Here is a 16,909-nt window from a genome sequence, read left to right on the forward strand (position 1 = left end):
CCCATGCAACAATAATACTCTTTAAGTTAACACCTATGCCCCTACACATGACATAAAGGCTATTGCATTCTTTCTTCAATCTCGCTTCTGAAATGACGTATAAGCCCCTGAATTGGCCAAGCGGCAGCATCACCTAAAGCACAAATAGTATGCCCCTCTATTTCCTTTGTAACTTCAAGAAGCTGATCTATCTCGGATTTTTTGGCATCACCTTTAACGAGCCGCATCATAACACGCCACATCCAGCTTGTACCCTCACGGCACGGCGTACACTGACCGCAAGACTCGTGCATATAGAACTTACTAAGACGTGCTATTGCATAAATAATATCAGTTGATTTATCCATAACAATAATCCCGCCAGTACCTAAACTAGAACCTGCTGCCTTTAAGCTATCAAAATCCATATCGGCAGTTTCGCATAGAGACTTAGGAAGCAGAGGAACAGAAGAGCCACCTGGTATTATGGCTTTAAGGTTATCCCAACCACCACGAACACCGCCCGCATATTTCTCAATGATTTCTTTTAAAGGAATCCCCATTGCCTCTTCAACATTACAAGGCTTATTAACATGACCTGATATACAAAAAATCTTAGTACCGGTATTATTTGGCTTACCGATCGATGCAAACCAACTAGCCCCTCGCCTTAAAATAGTTGGTACTACCGCAATAGATTCAACATTATTTATAGTGGTTGGACAGCCATATAATCCGAAGCCTGCCGGAAAAGGCGGCTTTAGCCTCGGCATACCTTTTTTACCTTCTAAGCTTTCAAACAGGGCTGTTTCTTCGCCGCAAATATAAGCTCCAGCTCCACGATGCAAATAAATATCACAATTAAAGCCTGAACCGCAAGCATTTTTTCCTATCAAACCATCTTTATATGCTTCATCTAACGCACGCTGAATATTGGAAGCTTCGTTGTAAAACTCCCCTCTAATATAAATATAACAGCTATTTGCTCCTATGGCAAAACTGGCGAGCAAACACCCCTCTATTAACTTATGTGGTTCATATCTTAATATATCTCGATCTTTGCAAGTGCCGGGTTCAGATTCATCAGCATTAACTACTAGATAAGATGGCTTTTTTGATTCTTTAGGCATAAACGACCATTTAGTGCCGGTAGAAAATCCTGCACCTCCTCGTCCTCTAAGTCCCGATTTCTTAACTTCTTCAATAATCCATTCTTTGCCTTTATTAAGCAAAGCTTTAGTATTATCCCAATCACCACGCTTCTTGCTAGATTTCAAATCATGGCTTTGCTCACCATGTAAATTAGTAAAAATTCTATCTTCTTTTTTCAGCATAAATTACTCTTGTTGTGTCATTGCGAGGAGCGGAGCGACGCGGCAATCTTAGGAATCATGTACTATCTCATGAGATTGCCACGCTCCTTACAGTCGCTCGCAATGACGCTTTTTTACTTTTTCTCAAATTTTCTATTGGCAAATATCGTAAGTATCGGAGCGGAAATAAAAATAGACGAATAAGTCCCTGCTATTATTCCAAAAAATACAAGTACGCTAAAACTACGAATCGCTTCACCACCAAAAAGAACAAGTGCCAAATTAGCAAGTAGAGTAGTCACTACTGTTAAAATTGTTCTAGATAGAGTTTCATTAATACTTAAATTTATGATTTCTGTGATGCCTTTTTTATGATATTTACGTAAATTTTCCCTGATCCTATCATATATCACTACCGAATCATTAACAGAATATCCTATGATAGTTAACACTGCCGCAATGGTGCTTAAGTTAAAATCAAGTTTTGTTATACTCATAAATCCAAGTGCTAATATAACATCATGCACTAAAGCAATAAGTATACCAAGCCCAAAATACCATTCAAAACGCACCCAAATATAAACCATAATCGCCGCAAACGAAAATAGCATTGCCATAGTACCTGCCTCAATTAGCTGCCTACCGACCTGCGGACCAACAAAATCCACCTTACGATATTCAAAATTATAAGGAAAATTATTTTGTAAAGCTGTCTTTATTAGCTCAATATTTTTCATTAAATTATCTTCGCTACTACTACCAAATCTAATCGATAAGTCACGCTCACTACCAAAGTTTTGCAGCACTACTTCACCAATTCCAAGCTCACCTAAAACTTGACGCATTTTTGGTAAATCTGGCGTTTGGTCAAGCCTTACTTCTATAACTATACCTCCGGCAAAATCAATACCGAAATTAAATTTGTACATACCAATCCAAATAAAGCTAATGAGTGATAAAATAATTGAGAAAGTGTAACTGACTTTTTTAAAATTCATAAAATCAAAATCGATTTTATTAGGCAAAAGCCTCAAAGGATAAATTTGCATTATTAATATTTTATTGAATAAGAATGATATTTGTATTATATAGTAAATTTAAAAAGGTTAAATAATTTTTTATGTCTGAAGTAGTAGTAAAAGAACAATTAGAGCAATATTTAAGCAAAATAGAGCGGTTAGAGCAAGAAAAAGCTGATCTATCTGAAGAAATTAAGGATATTTTTCAAGATGCTTCTTCACACGGATTTGATGTTAAAGCGATGAAAACTGTTTTAAAGCTAAAAAAACTTGATAAAGATAAGCTAGCTGAACAGGACGCTATGCTTGAGTTATATAGAGATACTTTAGGGATTTAAAATTCTACTACTTATTTTAAATCCCTAGCTTTATTTTTGTTAATTCATCCTTATAATATCTATAATTTAAATTATAACATTATTGACATAAGTTAACTATTAATATATTTTTGTCGCTACAAAAGTTAATTTAAATTAAGATTTTTAAGATGACAGATATAAGTATTGAATTAGAAGCAGTTAATTTTAGAGATAGCGTTATCCAAATTATTGCAGAATCTATACAGCAAAAATTTTTATTTGACTACCAAACACAAAAAGAAGTTTTTAAATATATTAAATTTAATATTAATTCAAAAAGCTATATATTACCCAAAACTATTTCTAATTCTAAAATATATAGATGAATTTATAGACCTTAAGGCAAATTTCAGAGAATATATTAAATGGAAATTATCCAATAAAGTGGAATCAGTAAATTTAGAAAAAACTACCGCTGAACTTTTAAATCAAATATATTTTCTTAATATTAAATTTATTGATGAAACTATTTCAGAAATTACTGATAAAATAGACCGAATTAAAAATTGTAAGTCTGAAAATGAGGAGGAAGAAATTGCTCTTAAATGGTTTAATAGCTCAGAAGTAGAAAAAAATAAAATCGTTGAAAATTATCAAAAAAAGCTTGAGCAAAAATTAAGTGACACTATAAAAAGTCAAAAAGAGATTATTGATAGTCAAAAAAGCGAAACAAATCCTGGGGTAATTAGTTATCAAATCGAGCATATTTTAGATTTTGATCAAGACTTTAACAGCAAGTTTATATCAAATTCTATCAAACCTTTAATGAAACAGGATCTGGAAATTTAGATATTTCTATACTTCATTTGAGCGATGCACTTGAACAAAATACTACTATTACAAACCTTTATCTTAATTCGCATAATACAAATCAACCAAACAATAATATCATTTTTTCAGAAAGAGCAAGTACATTAGAGCTAAGTTTAGGCAAAATAGACTTTAATAATCCATATAATCTAATAAACTTTTCTAAAACATCTATAGAGATAATAGGTGAATTAGAAAATAATCTTGATTTAGAATAATAAATAAGACTAGATTTTTATTGTTTAAAGAAAAAAGGCTTAACAATTCTTTTGTTAAGCTTTTTTGTATTAATAGACTTACTATATTAAAGAGCATAGTAATGACAAAAATATTTAAAAAGTGCTAATTTTAGGATTTTTTAATTGGGTTGCTTCGTCAAATTACTTTGTAGCTCTCCTCGTAATGACATTGTTTTTTCAAAAGAACAAAATGATCTGTTACTACCCTGCTCAAGGAAATCGATAATTTGCATTACTATAGAATTGTTTTTATATTTCTCTTGAGCTTGCTTGATTCGATCAGCGAAATTACCCTCACCTAAAAAGATTTCCTGAACTATTTTTAAAGCATTTAAAGACTCTGCTTTATCAAACCCTTTCCTATTCATGCCGATTAAGTTTAGCCCCTCAAGTACTGCACGTTTGCCGCTTGCAAGACCAAAAGGGATTACATCAGCTCCAACTGGTGATAAACCGCCAATCATTGCGTATTTCCCGATTCTTGCATATTGATGAACAGCAGATAAGCCGCCAATTATGACATAGTCTTCCACTTCTATATGCCCAGCTAGGCTTACATAATTAGCAAACACTACATTATTACCGATTTTGCAATCATGACCGATATGAACGCCAACCATAAATAAATTGTTATTTCCTATGCTTGTAATCATTCCGCCGCCTTGGCTTCCTGCCTGCACTGTAACATATTCTCTAATAATATTGTTAGAACCGATTATCGTATTTGACCGCTCATTATTATATTTTAAGATTTGCGGAGGTTGACCAATAGACGCAAACGGATAAATTACTGTACTTTCCCCGATTTCAGTAATCCCCTCAATAACTACGTGAGACTTTAGTTCTACATTATCATGCAGTATTACTTCTGGACCAATAATACAATATGGACCAACTTTTACGTTCTTACCAAGTTTTGCACCTTCAGCAATTATACTAGTTGGATGGATTACCGGTTGTGTATTAGAACTTGACACTATTTATACTCCAAATATATAAGGGGTAGACGAGAATCAACTTGGAAAAGAGCAAGAAGCCTCGGAATTTTTGACCGCAGCGTACACGCGAGTAACGTGAGGATCAAAAATGAGAAGCGACGTAGCCAATTTTTCAAGTTGATCGAGTATACCCTTAAGATTTATCTTTGATCATTGCGGTAAATTTACTCTCCGCTGCCATTTCACCATCAACTTTAACCGTACTTGAAAACTTCCATACATTAGCTCTTTGCTGATCAATAGTAGCATGAATATGCATTGTATCCCCTGGCTGGACAACTTTGCGAAATTTTGAGTTCTCGATAGCCATTAAAAATACTTCTTTATTTTTAGTAGAGCCGAGAGATTTAGCAACTAATATAGCTGCAAGCTGTGCCATAGCTTCAACCATTAAAACTCCAGGCATGACAGGTCTTGCCGGAAAATGTCCTGTAAATTGCGGCTCATTAACAGTAACATTTTTAATGCCAGTTATTGATTTATTAGGATCAATTTCAACTACTTTGTCCACTAATAAAAACGGATAACGATGAGGTATCAAATCCATAATTTCGGTAATATCGATAGTCATTTATTTAGATCTCTTATTTATTAATTGTTTCATAATAATAGATTGCCTATGCCAATCCATAACAGGTACAGCTGGACTACCGCCAACAATTTTACCCGCTTCTATATTTTGTGCTACACCGCCTTGTGCTGCTACCTGAGCTCCATCACCTATATTTAAATGTCCGGCGACTCCCACTTGCCCTCCAAGAGCACAATATTTACCGATTACACTACTTCCAGCTATGCCTGCTTGTGCTACAATAATAGAGCCTTTACCTATTTTGACGCTATGCCCGATCTGCACTAAATTATCTATACGGCATAAATCTTCTATAATAGTATCTTGCAGCGATCCCCTATCGATAGTAGTGTTAGCACCGATTTCAACATTATTACCGATTTTAACAATTCCAGTATGAAATATTTTATGATGCATACCTTTTTCAGTAGAAAAGCCGAACCCGTCTTGTCCGATTTTTGCTCCTGAAAGTATTACAACATCATCCCCTATAACAGAATAATTTATTGATACATTAGATTCGATTCTAGCATTTCTGCCAATAACCACTCCTGTCCCTATAAAGCTGCCTGCTTCTATTATGCTATTATCGCCTATAACAACATTATCCTCAATAACTGCATTATGACCTATATAACAATTTTTACCTATAGTTGCTGATTCTGCAACATAAGCTGATTTCATTATTTTAGCAGTATACGATTTTACCGGAGCATAGAAAAAATCTATTAGCTTGCCGTAAGCAAAATATGAATTTTCAGCACGCAATAAAACAGTATTGGGATTTACTTCTCCAGTAAAGTCTTTTGGCACGATACAAGCTGCAGCTTTAGTATTTTTTAAAAATTGAGAATATTTAATATTGCTCAAAAAGCTAATATCATTAGAAGAGGCTTCTTGTAAAATTTTAATATCATGAATAGCTACATCTTCATGAATTTTAGGAGCTTCTATAAAATCTTGTAGGAAATCTGCAATTGCCGTTAGCTTTCTTGGTCCCAGATTTCTATAAAAATTACTATTTACCATGCAGAATTTTAACGGATTTAATTTATCCCGTAAAGTATATAAGCGATAGCTTTATTATGCAACAACATTTGCAAGAAGTTTTGTATTGTCATCCCGTGGCGGCATTGTTGCGTGGATACCAAATCGTCATTGCGAGCGGACTAAAAGGAGCGTGGCAATCCAGAAAAAAGCAAGAGTAATCGAGCTTTTAATTTGAGAAATTTAATATGTTCATGCTTTTTATTGACTGGATCCCATGAACAAGCCACGGGATAACATCGAGGGTGCTTTTGATCTACGCAGGCAATGACTTAAGCAGGAATGACATATAGGGCATTTTCCAAGCCATGCAACAAAGCAGAAATTGACCAAAACTATTTAGCAACGCTCTGACTTTCGCTATTTTCGATAGTAACCAAATGAGATAAATCTGAAGCTAATGCATTTGCATCCTCAGAATCTACAAAAGTTTCCCTTAACTTACGCATATTTTCTTTATACTTACTCCAGTTACTTCGCATATCATTAAAAGCATCTTGTATTGCTTGCTTAGAAATATTTTCTGATTGCAGAATATAACCTAATTGCAATTCCTTAGCTCTACAAGCATTAAGATTTTGTTCATCAGCTTGAGGAATCATTATTATTGGAACAGTAGCATTTATTGATTCATATAAACTATTAGCACCTACATGTGTGAAAAATATAGCTGCCTCTGATAAAATTTTTGTTTGATCAACAAATTTATGAATCTCTATATTTCTAGATTTTTTTGAAGATAATTCTTTATACATTTCTTCATTATTACCTACAGAAATTATAACTTTATAAGATGTATTTTTAAAAAATTCTATTAATTGATTAAATAAATCAAAATTAGTATTTACTGTACCTAAAGAGATATAAATTAAAGAGTTATCTTTTAACACTGCTTCACTTATAGGCTTATCAATAAATCTTTTACCGAAAAAAATTATATTTTCTTGATTACTAAATTCAGGTTGTAATTCAGAAGAAGTATAAGCTATAATCTCATCAGCATTACTACAGCTAAGATTACTTATCATATAATTAAATGGGAAATTTTTATTATCACTAGGGATAACATTAGGTGACTTTGTCCATTCTTCAGGCTTAGCTAGTAACATGGGGTTAGAACACACAGCAGGAATATGATATTTTTCTGCTATAACTTTCCCCCATACCGCAAATTGATCATATATCACTATATTAATTTCATTTTTATTAAAAAATTCTATGATGGCAGGTTCTACCTCTGTAAGAATATTATCAAGTTGTGTATATAATATATTCAATTCAATAGTTTTAGAACTTACATCTTTTACAAAATTTGAAGCCGCAGTTCCTTGATATGGTATAAAAACTGCTCCTGAATTCTCTATTTGTTTTTGATAAGCTGGAACATTGAAGTAAGTAACTTTATGTCCTGACTTAATTAAGGCTTGCACAATTTCAAGGGTAGGATTTACATAGCCAAATAGAGGAGTCGTTATAAAAGCATAATGTAGGCTTTTTTGTCCCAATGCTGTAAAATTATGTATGCTAATAAATATGATAATAAAAAATCTTAATATAAAGCTTTTTATATTCATTTTTATAATTTAGTTAAAGTTAATAAAAACATGAGTGAATTATAACGATGGGTTTTAAAAAAACAATAGATATTTAATTTAAAATAAATAATAATTTTTGAAGATTAATCAATAATCAGATTGACTTATTTGAAGTTTTGCTTAGAATCTTTTTGGAACAGCTAGGGCTGTTTCAGGGCTTGACATCCCTTAACTAACAAGTGGCTTCATCTACCATTAATTGATGTAACCCTCAATCATAGGATCGGGGGGATGGTAACGCATGTTCAGAGCTTAGAATTAAATATTATTTTAAGCTTAAAGGTTATCATGGCTGTTCTTGTTAGCGGTTTGTCAATCCCCTGATCACCATTGAGATATTTAGTTTCTTGGTGATCAACTTGAATAATTTAAGTTTAAAGGAGATTAAACCGCCATGAATAATAGTGTAGAAAAAAGAATAACCCTTATCGAGCCATATTTAGATTTTATTATTAAAAGCGAAGAATTATTGCGAGAAATCTATCCAGATGGGATAGATAGGGATTTAATGATAGAATTTATTCTAGCTAAAAAACCTTATAAATCCTATGCTTATTATACTTTAATTCGTAGTTTATTTAAATCGCCATGCAATAAAATTATACTTATAATTGATAAATAATTGCTAAAATCTTTCTTAGGTTTATTCCGCTCTATTATCCTCGGTACTTTATCATATCTCAAGTTAATTAAAATTTTTATCTATGATGAAAATGATTTTGCTTTAGATATAAAAGCCTTAAAAAGTAATGAAAATTATTTCTGGTCATATAAAATCAATTACTTTAAAAAATTGATTAATTGGGAGTGATTGAAGAGTATAACTTAAATGGTGGAAGCAAATAAATATGATTTGCTAACCGCCATAAATAAAAAGTGTAAGACTTATAAAGATTTTATTTTCAGAAAATATTTTTTAATAACTTATACACTTCAGAGTCATTACGTTTGCCAACTAATATGACGTAAATCGTACTTTCATTAAAGCTGTAAATTATTCTATATTCTCCGATATCGCATCTATGAAAATGAGGATAACTTACTAATAATTTACTATCATTCGGTATTGGATTTTCCATTAAAGACAGAATTTTATTTTTTATTTGACGCTGATGCTTTTCAGGGTAACGCTCTAACGTTTTTATTACTCTTTTTTCTAAAACTATTTCTCTCATGGATTAGCTTCTAAGAAATTTTTCTGATTCTTTTGCTGATAGCCACTCCGGTTGTTCTGTAATATTTTTTGCTGCCTTTCCCCAATAATCATCTTCAAGTTTAGTAAAATATTCATAATCTACTAAAACAACAGTAGGTCTACCTTGTTTGTTAATGACTATTGGCTCTCTTAATGCTTGATCAATAATTTTTCCAGGATTCTTATTTAATTCAGTTGCAGATATATTCATATAGTTTTACGTATTATACTTAATATACCTATAATACTATATATATTAACTAATAACAAATAAATTATTTTGATCTTTAGATTTATTTAATTTTTCTTGCAATGACATTTTGCAAATTATCATACAAAGTTTACAAATCAGATTGACTTATTTAAAGTTTTGTATTGTTATCCCGTGGTGGCATTGTTGCGTGGATAAAAAAACGCCCTCGGTGTCATACCGTGGCTTGTCCACGGTATCCAGAAAATAATAAAAAATACTAATTTTATTAGTATTTTTAACTGGATCCCGTGAATAAATCACGGGATGACAGGGGTAAATGATCCACACAACAAAAAACTCCATAATATAAATTAGTCAGAATTTAATAACTCTGAGTCATTCTGTGCAGCACCCAAAGTTTCAACATTAACACTTGGATCATTATCTGGTTTTAATGGCTTTAAGATTAGAAGAATGTTTTTAGAATTTTAGAGGTTGTATTATTGATTTTATAATCATATTTGGAATCGATAGGTGGGTGTAATTCCATGAATAATCTTTAGATTATGTTAATATTAATTAGTTATAAATAACATTAATAAGTTAGTAAACAATTTTTTTATTAACAAAATAAATAATAATTTAATTGAATAATTCTTTTCCTTACTTTATTATGTTAAGTAAGAATTTATATTTAAAGTAAGGTAATTATGAAAAATTATTATTCTACACTTACCAGTAAGGGGCAGTTAACTATACCCAATTTTATAAGAGAACAGCTAAATTTAACCTCAGGTATTAAACTTGAGTTTATTATCCAAGATAATTACATAGCTCTTGTCCCAATTAATAATTCAGTACACAAGTTAAAAGGTATTCTGCCTAAGCCTAAAAAAGCTATAAATTGTGATGAAATGAATGAAATTATTAGAGGTCGATATGATAGGAGTTGATACTAATATTTTAGTTAGATATTTAACGCAAGATGATGAAAAGCAGGCAAATATAGTGAATAGATTCATAGCCCAATATGAGCATCAAACAGGATCAATATTTATTAATAATATAGTAATCTGTGAACTTATTTGGGTTTTAGAAAGAGGCTATAAATACTCTAAAAAAGAAATTATTTCAGTAGTAAGAATTATATTATCTACTGCGGAATTTACATTTGAGCAAGCTGAAATATTATGGCTCTCTCTCAATGATTATGAAAAATATAACACTGACTTTTCAGATATTTTATTGGGTAAAATTAATAAAATATCTGGATGTGATTCTACTATAAGCTTTGATAGTAAAGCTTTAAATTTAAAAGAGTTTGATGACCCTATTAATATCTTAGAAAAAGATAAATAGCAATATGTTTACCCATGCTGCCTATGCTTAGGTGGAGCATATTTATTTTGAACCTTTATTGCATTGCTTTTATTTTTAGTTATAAACGATTCTAAATCATCTTTAGTAAATTTGAACTTAGCAATATTTTCATCATAAGTTTTAGTTTTATTAAATCTTGTATCTTTACTTTTATCTATAGAAAACACCTCTATAAAACTTTCTTTTACTTCATTAGAAGTACTCGGATCATTCAATACATGGAATAAAGCTTTTACTGAATTTGTATTGTCTTTTAATGTACCATTACGGCTAGTTGCAGCTGCTATTACATATTCTGTAAGAAGTGGTTGTAAATTTTCTTTAGTTAAAGCATTAACATTACAAAATGATAATAGTATTTTTGCTTTATCATCATGGTTTTCAACGACTCCTTGTTGCCATTTGGAATCATTATTTTCCTTTGACGGAATAAACATTTCTAATAATTTGGTTCCAAAGGTTTTATTTAAATTCTTGTTGTCATAAACTTCATAAACATTTAATAGAAATTTCTGATGTTCAAGCGTTTTATCTTTTTCTTTAGCAAGCCCATGATTATTAGTATATTCTATAGTTTGGCAATATCCTTTAATATGTAGATAGTTAGCATATTTTTGGGCATCTTTAAAATCAAGAGTATCAATTCCTTGGGTATCTAAAACAACAGTATTTAAAGCATTTTCACGTAGCTGCTCATTTGTTTCTTTTAGAGTGTCGGTATATTTAAATTTTCCACCTATTTTTGCAATCATTTTAAATAATACGTCAGCTAAAAATTTTACAATTTCACCTGGACTTTTAAATTCTCTAGCACTATATATCGCAATATTTGCATCCGCTTCCATGCCAACACCAAAAGCCATAGAAAGAGTTCTACCTTGCTTTTTAGCTAATATAATCTCATCTGTATCATTCGTTATTTCTTTTACATCAAATTCTGGCTCATTATCTTTAAAATATTTTGTCGGTACGTTATCCAAATAACCACCATCAACATATTTTTTGCCATTAATTTCTACTGGTTCAAAAACAAGTGGGATAGAAGCAGAAGCACGGCATGCTAAAGCAACTTCAACATCAGGCGTATCAAGGCTGCTAAAAATAGTTAGCACACCTGCATCTTTCTCAACAGCCGTAACCACTAAATCTTTATAGTTAACAGGATCATATTTTCGAAGTAATGCTAAATCTCTAAAATATATTTTACCACCGCTTTTATGTCTTTCTCTTAACTCATCTAAATCTTTATCATCTTTGACATTTAGAATATCTGGTCTTTGTAAAAAATCACCTACATTATCTTTTATAGTTTTATCAAGCAAATTATATAAAGGTTTACCATCTTTATTTAACTGTAGAACACCAGCAGAAAACCCTTTTTGTCCTAGTAAATCCTGTAAATTAGTAGTTTTAGATATTTCTTCAAATCGCTCAGCTGGTGTACCAAATGCCACTATTGCTGCAGTTATAGCACCGGCTGATGAGCCTGCAACAGCTTTTACATTATCTAAAAGATCAGCTTTTTTTAGTGCAGCATAAGCACCTGAATATATAGCCCCTTTAGCCCCACCACCACTAAAAGCTACATATTCTATAAGAGCTTCTTTAGAATCTTCTATATTTCTAATTGGAGTTTCTTGAACTTCTTTTAGATCATCTATATATTTGACTTGCTCTTCTTGAACTTCCTTTAAATCAACAATAGGTTTAATAAAATTTCGATTTTTTTTAAAGTTTTCTATTTCTGCCATAATTTATATTCATTTAGTTAAATTATTTTCTACAAATTCCCAATTGATCATATGCTTAATAAAAATGTCAACGTAATCAGGACGTTTGTTACGATAATCAATATAATAAGCATGCTCCCAAACATCACATGCAAGAAGCGGTTGCATACCATTTGCTATAGGCGTACCAGCATTTGCAGTTTTTACAATCTGTAATCTGTTATTATGATATACAAGCCAAGCCCAGCCACTACCGAACTGCCCCGTTGCTTCTGCTTTAAACTGTTCACAAAACTCTTCAAAACTACCAAAATCGTCATTAATTTGCTTTAATATTTTACCACTTGGCTTTCCTCCACCATTCGGCTTTATTGAATGCCAAAAAAATGTATGATTCCAAACCTGTGCAGCATTATTAAAAATTGCAATATTTTGATTTTGCGATGACCAGTCTATAATTTCTTCTAAATTCTTTTTTTGTAGTTCTTCTTTATCTTTTAGCAAATTATTTAAATTCTGCACGTAAGCATTATGGTGTTTACCATGATGGTACTCAAAAGTTTCAGCAGTAAAATGTGGTTTAAAACTTTCTTTGTCATAAGGTAAATTAGGTAGCACAAAAGGATAGGAAGTTTGATTAGATTTATCACAATAAGTCATGTTATTTTTCTCCTGTTTTATTATTAGTCTCTAGAAAAAATATATAGAGAATAGCTTTTTGTACGAACAACCAAAAAAACTTATATCATATATAAGCATACTGTATTTGGCAGAATATTAAAACTAATAAAATTACTTTCAAGTGTTTTTAGCATTAAATTATTTTAACTTTTTCTTGACTTACATATTAATATCCTTTAGTAAAGGACCGTATTTTATGGTTTTTAACTTAAATTGGAGAATAAATTATGTATATACCTAAAGTTTTTAAATGTGTTATGCCTGTAGGTTTAACCGAAATTACCAGTAATTTAGGTAATAATATGAAATATGCAATTTCTCAAATAGCCAGCAAAACATTTCTGTCTGTTTATACAACAAATGATGATGGAGAATTCAGAGAAGGTTATTCCGCTAATATTTTATCATGTGATTTACCGCAGATTTATAAGGATAGTAAGCAAGAAGGAGCAAGTTTAACAACAGTATTTAAGAATTGTGGTAATAGAAATGCAATACATGAAATAGCGGGTCTTATTAATGAAGATGGTCAAAATCATGTTATTTTAAATCAAGCTGCAACTGTTTCTCAAAATGATACAGCTACTGTTTTAGACGAACTTTATGAGGTAATGGATACTAGATTATCTTCAAATGGTACTATTTCTTATTTAGGTTTAGAAGATTGTAGCCCTGAAACAGCTAATAATGCACTTCAACAATTTAAAGATTATTTAATAAGCTTGATACCTACCACCACCACAACTACAACAACAACGACTACAGAGTCACCTATTGATAAGGGTTGGGATATTAAAAATCATCTTAATATTACTTCAAATGATGCATATGAAGCGGGAAAAAAGTTTCTACATATGTTAGGTGTTTCCGTTCCAGACACTACAACTCCTCCTACAACTGCAGGAACTCCTAACGATGATACAAATGATGGTGGCTATACAGCTGCTTATATTATTACTACCTTAGCAGGAGGAATAGTATTAGGGGGATTACTAGGATATGGGATTAAGCGTGGAATAGATTGGTATAAAGGGAAAAATAAGATAAATCATGATGAAGAAAATCTATTATTAGAAACAAGCAATAATACTTACCAAATAAAAAAATTCATACCAACACTGATACAAAGCCTTAAGGAATTATCAAAAAGTGAAGAGAGATATGAAGAAATAGAAGACAATACGAATTCAGAATTAAACTACGATCTACTTGTTAAGTTATTAGAGAAATTTAATAATACTTTAAAAAATACTCCAGACATATTGCAAATATTAAACGAATTAAAGGGAATTATAAATCAACAACACGAATTAAGTTCAAATATTAGTCAACAAATTTTACATACGTTACAAGATACATTACAACATGATTCAAAGTCTCCAATTATTACTTCTTCTGATTCCCCTATGCATACATCAGGAGATCATGGATTAAATAATTTTTCTAACTCCGGTCATGATACTCATACTTCAGATGAAATGGTATCATTAGGAAACGTAGCAGACAGCCACTAATAGCTATTTGTGGAATGAAAAATACCCTAAGGTAGTCCTGCCGTAGCTTGGGAATTAAATCCAAAAAAACAACTAAAAATATCAATATTTATTGATATTTTTAACTGGATCTAGTTCCCAAGCAACTAGATGACACCGTGGGCGTTTTTCGATCCACGCGGGCAATACCGCCACGGCATGACACCGAACATGCTTTCTGACCCATGTGGACAACGCTAATCTTTTTAGTTCGCCAAGAGAAATGCCTTTTCAAGAGGTAATAATTTGAGACCTGGTAACATTGGCATAATTAATTTTATTCCGGCTTTTTCGTTGCTGTTACCATGCACTAAGATAAAAGAACCATCTTGAACTTTTTCACCTTTTGCAAGCCAAGCATCGCTTCCGAGCGGAATAAATCCAAAATCTTTTAGCTTTTCTATTAATGTTTGATCTGAAACTAAACCGGGAAAACGAAAGAAAGGTGACGGAGCAATATTATGGCCAACTAATACTTTCCCTGCTTCAAGAACCTCTATTTCAAAATTTTCTTTATTAGAGAGAAGAAAATTATTCTCAAGAGGTTTATCCTTGAAATACGGGTGGCTAAATGAATGATTAACCCAAGTAATTTGTAAATGACCTTTTTCTTGCTGCTGCACTAACCATAAAAATTCTTTCTCATGTTTGTTAATCCATAAACCTGAAACGCATATAGCAATTGGAATAGGTTTATTTAACTTAACAGATAGCTCAACAAGTTTGTTAAAAAATTCTTCCTCAAAGCTTTTAGAAGAAGGACACATATCAATTGTAAGAAATTGTCCTTTCACCTCATACATTGAATGAGTAGCACCATAATTTTGCTGCACATAAGGTGGCTTTGTATATTTATTTAAAGCTTTGATATAAGGAGTATTACCTAATTTTTTTAGCAGATTTTGTTTTTCTGCTTCATTTCTAGGTAACTCCACTTGGTCTTGCGGAATTAGAGCAGTTTTAAAGGAATTTGGATCGACTAAAACAAAATATTTTTTAGAATTAGTTAAGTACGAACGTATAGCAATTTTTGTTTCTTTATCGCTAGTGATTACAGGCAAAAAGACCGATTTATAGTCAACTATCCTTTCATTTGCATAGCTCGAATTAAAAAACAATATTATAAAAATAAAACTTAAAACTTTTCTCATTACTCTCTATTTATAACGCTTGTATAAAACTCCACAATCTTATCTTTTACTGCTATTGGATCATTCATTAAATTAACAGCTCCCCTAAATTCTGCCGAGTTAGGCAGCCCGCTACTATACCAACCCATATGTTTACGAGCGATAGGTACACCTGCAGATTCGCCATAATAATCAACGATAGTCTGATAATGCTCAAGCACTATATCTAGCTGACTCTCTATAGATGGTGCCGGTTTTTCCTCGCCTGTTTTAAGGTAGTGGTCAATTTGTGAAATAAGCCAAGGTTTGCCATATGCCCCTCTACCGACCATAACCCCGTCCGCACCGGATTTCTCTAATGCTTCTTTAGCTTTGGCAAAATTAGTGATATCGCCGTTAGCTATAACCGGAATTTTTACTGCCTCTTTAACGTTTTTGATAAACTCCCAATCGGCTTTACCTGAATAAAATTGGCATCTGGTTCTACCGTGAACTGTCACCATTTGAATTCCTGATCTTTCTGCAATTTTAGCTAGAGTTGGAGCGTTTTTTGTCTGATCGTCCCAGCCCATACGCATTTTGACAGTTACAGGAATTTTTACTGCTTTAACCGCTGCTTCAAAAATTTTAGCTGCAAGCCCCTCATCCCTCATCAAAGCCGAACCTGAATAGCCGTTTACAACTTTTTTCGCCGGACAGCCAAAATTCAGATCAATAATCTTTGCTCCCATATCCTCGTTCATCTTAGCAGCTTCAGCTATAACGTTCGGCTCACAACCGGCAAGCTGCACGCAGGCACTTGTTGCATCGTCTTGCATAATAGAACATTTTTGCAGTGATTGCCTAGATTCTACAATCATTGCTCTGCTTGCAATCATTTCCGACACCACAAGCCCTGCTCCGAATCTTTTCACTAATCTTCTAAATTCTAAATCCGTTACACCAGACATCGGAGCAAGGATTACGTTTGAAGAAAGTTCAATATTACCAATTTTTATCATAGAAAATGCTATATAAATAATTACGCATTATACTATAATTTCTTATTTTTGTCTAATACTAGTAAATTAAGAATAGACAAAAGCCAATTAATCTATTATAAGGATTAGATTACTTTTCTAGATAAAACGAGTACATA

At 32.0% G+C, this 16,909-nt stretch carries 21 protein-coding genes; 9 read left to right on the forward strand and 12 right to left on the reverse strand.

All coding sequences use genetic code 11. The annotated features are described in order from the left end of the window. Positions 1–59: 59 nt before the first annotated feature. On the reverse strand, positions 60–1,313 hold the full coding sequence (gene nuoF / locus AAHF54_RS06230) for an NADH-quinone oxidoreductase subunit NuoF (protein ID WP_341788401.1): 1,254 nt from the start codon (positions 1,311–1,313) through the stop codon (positions 60–62). A gap of 113 nt (positions 1,314–1,426) precedes the next feature. Further along, positions 1,427–2,341, reverse strand: a complete 915-nt coding sequence (gene secF, locus AAHF54_RS06235; RefSeq protein WP_341788402.1) for a protein translocase subunit SecF — start codon at positions 2,339–2,341, stop codon at positions 1,427–1,429. Between the two features lie 71 nt (positions 2,342–2,412). Between secF and AAHF54_RS06240 the strand changes: the two genes are divergently transcribed. From AAHF54_RS06240 to AAHF54_RS06255, 4 genes are all read left to right on the forward strand, one after another. Continuing rightward, entirely contained in the window at positions 2,413–2,649 is a 237-nt protein-coding gene (locus AAHF54_RS06240; protein ID WP_011477844.1) for a DUF2312 domain-containing protein, read from the forward strand. A gap of 149 nt (positions 2,650–2,798) precedes the next feature. Then, complete coding sequence (locus AAHF54_RS06245; protein ID WP_341788403.1) at positions 2,799–2,996, forward strand: hypothetical protein; 198 nt, start codon at positions 2,799–2,801, stop codon at positions 2,994–2,996. Between the two features lie 58 nt (positions 2,997–3,054). Next, positions 3,055–3,459: a hypothetical protein gene (locus tag AAHF54_RS06250; protein WP_341788404.1), complete on the forward strand. Its 405-nt coding sequence runs from the start codon at positions 3,055–3,057 to the stop codon at positions 3,457–3,459. 17 nt (positions 3,460–3,476) lie between these two features. Next, positions 3,477–3,698 carry a hypothetical protein gene (locus AAHF54_RS06255; RefSeq protein ID WP_341788405.1) on the forward strand — a complete coding sequence of 74 codons (222 nt, stop codon included), beginning with the start codon at positions 3,477–3,479 and terminating at the stop codon, positions 3,696–3,698. A gap of 140 nt (positions 3,699–3,838) precedes the next feature. Here AAHF54_RS06255 and lpxA read toward each other — a convergent pair whose 3' ends face one another. The 4 genes from lpxA to AAHF54_RS06275 all read right to left on the reverse strand — a co-directional run bounded on the left by lpxA (position 3,839) and on the right by AAHF54_RS06275 (position 7,909). Next, positions 3,839–4,669 (reverse strand): acyl-ACP--UDP-N-acetylglucosamine O-acyltransferase, encoded by an 831-nt coding sequence (gene lpxA / locus AAHF54_RS06260; RefSeq protein ID WP_410526062.1) that lies wholly within the window; start codon positions 4,667–4,669, stop codon positions 3,839–3,841. A 181-nt stretch (positions 4,670–4,850) separates the two neighbouring features. Further along, complete coding sequence (fabZ, locus tag AAHF54_RS06265) at positions 4,851–5,288, reverse strand: 3-hydroxyacyl-ACP dehydratase FabZ (RefSeq protein WP_011477847.1); 438 nt, start codon at positions 5,286–5,288, stop codon at positions 4,851–4,853. After that, positions 5,289–6,317: a UDP-3-O-(3-hydroxymyristoyl)glucosamine N-acyltransferase gene (lpxD, locus tag AAHF54_RS06270; RefSeq protein ID WP_341788407.1), complete on the reverse strand. Its 1,029-nt coding sequence runs from the start codon at positions 6,315–6,317 to the stop codon at positions 5,289–5,291. Positions 6,318–6,670: 353 nt separating this feature from the next. Beyond that, positions 6,671–7,909: a glycosyltransferase gene (locus AAHF54_RS06275; protein ID WP_342169947.1), complete on the reverse strand. Its 1,239-nt coding sequence runs from the start codon at positions 7,907–7,909 to the stop codon at positions 6,671–6,673. Between the two features lie 415 nt (positions 7,910–8,324). Between AAHF54_RS06275 and AAHF54_RS06280 the strand changes: the two genes are divergently transcribed. Then, positions 8,325–8,552, forward strand: a complete 228-nt coding sequence (locus tag AAHF54_RS06280; RefSeq protein WP_342169948.1) for a hypothetical protein — start codon at positions 8,325–8,327, stop codon at positions 8,550–8,552. Next, entirely contained in the window at positions 8,553–8,741 is a 189-nt protein-coding gene (locus AAHF54_RS06285) for a hypothetical protein (protein WP_342169949.1), read from the forward strand. A 91-nt stretch (positions 8,742–8,832) separates the two neighbouring features. Here AAHF54_RS06285 and AAHF54_RS06290 read toward each other — a convergent pair whose 3' ends face one another. Together AAHF54_RS06290 and AAHF54_RS06295 are read right to left on the reverse strand one after the other, a co-directional pair. Further along, positions 8,833–9,105: a type II toxin-antitoxin system RelE/ParE family toxin gene (locus AAHF54_RS06290; RefSeq protein ID WP_341794492.1), complete on the reverse strand. Its 273-nt coding sequence runs from the start codon at positions 9,103–9,105 to the stop codon at positions 8,833–8,835. Positions 9,106–9,108: 3 nt separating this feature from the next. After that, entirely contained in the window at positions 9,109–9,336 is a 228-nt protein-coding gene (locus tag AAHF54_RS06295) for a type II toxin-antitoxin system Phd/YefM family antitoxin (protein ID WP_341788411.1), read from the reverse strand. A 692-nt stretch (positions 9,337–10,028) separates the two neighbouring features. Here AAHF54_RS06295 and AAHF54_RS06305 point away from each other — a divergent pair. Continuing rightward, positions 10,029–10,271, forward strand: coding sequence for an AbrB/MazE/SpoVT family DNA-binding domain-containing protein (locus tag AAHF54_RS06305; RefSeq protein WP_341788412.1), 243 nt, complete (start codon positions 10,029–10,031; stop codon positions 10,269–10,271). Next, complete coding sequence (locus tag AAHF54_RS06310; protein WP_342169950.1) at positions 10,258–10,677, forward strand: type II toxin-antitoxin system VapC family toxin; 420 nt, start codon at positions 10,258–10,260, stop codon at positions 10,675–10,677. Before AAHF54_RS06305 ends, AAHF54_RS06310 begins: the two co-directional genes overlap by 14 nt. An 8-nt stretch (positions 10,678–10,685) precedes the next feature. Here AAHF54_RS06310 and AAHF54_RS06315 read toward each other — a convergent pair whose 3' ends face one another. Further along, on the reverse strand, positions 10,686–12,449 hold the full coding sequence (locus tag AAHF54_RS06315; protein ID WP_341788414.1) for a patatin-like phospholipase family protein: 1,764 nt from the start codon (positions 12,447–12,449) through the stop codon (positions 10,686–10,688). Between the two features lie 9 nt (positions 12,450–12,458). Next, complete coding sequence (locus tag AAHF54_RS06320; RefSeq protein ID WP_341788415.1) at positions 12,459–13,088, reverse strand: superoxide dismutase; 630 nt, start codon at positions 13,086–13,088, stop codon at positions 12,459–12,461. 248 nt (positions 13,089–13,336) lie between these two features. Here AAHF54_RS06320 and AAHF54_RS06325 point away from each other — a divergent pair, with 248 nt between their 5' ends. Next, positions 13,337–14,623 (forward strand): DUF5460 family protein, encoded by a 1,287-nt coding sequence (locus AAHF54_RS06325; RefSeq protein ID WP_341794495.1) that lies wholly within the window; start codon positions 13,337–13,339, stop codon positions 14,621–14,623. A gap of 224 nt (positions 14,624–14,847) precedes the next feature. Here the strand turns inward: AAHF54_RS06325 and AAHF54_RS06330 are convergent, their stop codons facing one another. Beyond that, positions 14,848–15,792, reverse strand: a complete 945-nt coding sequence (locus AAHF54_RS06330) for a hypothetical protein (protein WP_341788417.1) — start codon at positions 15,790–15,792, stop codon at positions 14,848–14,850. Beyond that, positions 15,792–16,772, reverse strand: coding sequence for a tRNA dihydrouridine synthase DusB (dusB, locus tag AAHF54_RS06335; protein WP_341788418.1), 981 nt, complete (start codon positions 16,770–16,772; stop codon positions 15,792–15,794). Before dusB ends, AAHF54_RS06330 begins: the two co-directional genes overlap by 1 nt. Positions 16,773–16,909 lie beyond the last annotated feature (137 nt).

The sequence above is a fragment of the Rickettsia endosymbiont of Seladonia tumulorum genome (assembly GCF_964030815.1).
Lineage (GTDB): Bacteria > Pseudomonadota > Alphaproteobacteria > Rickettsiales > Rickettsiaceae > Rickettsia.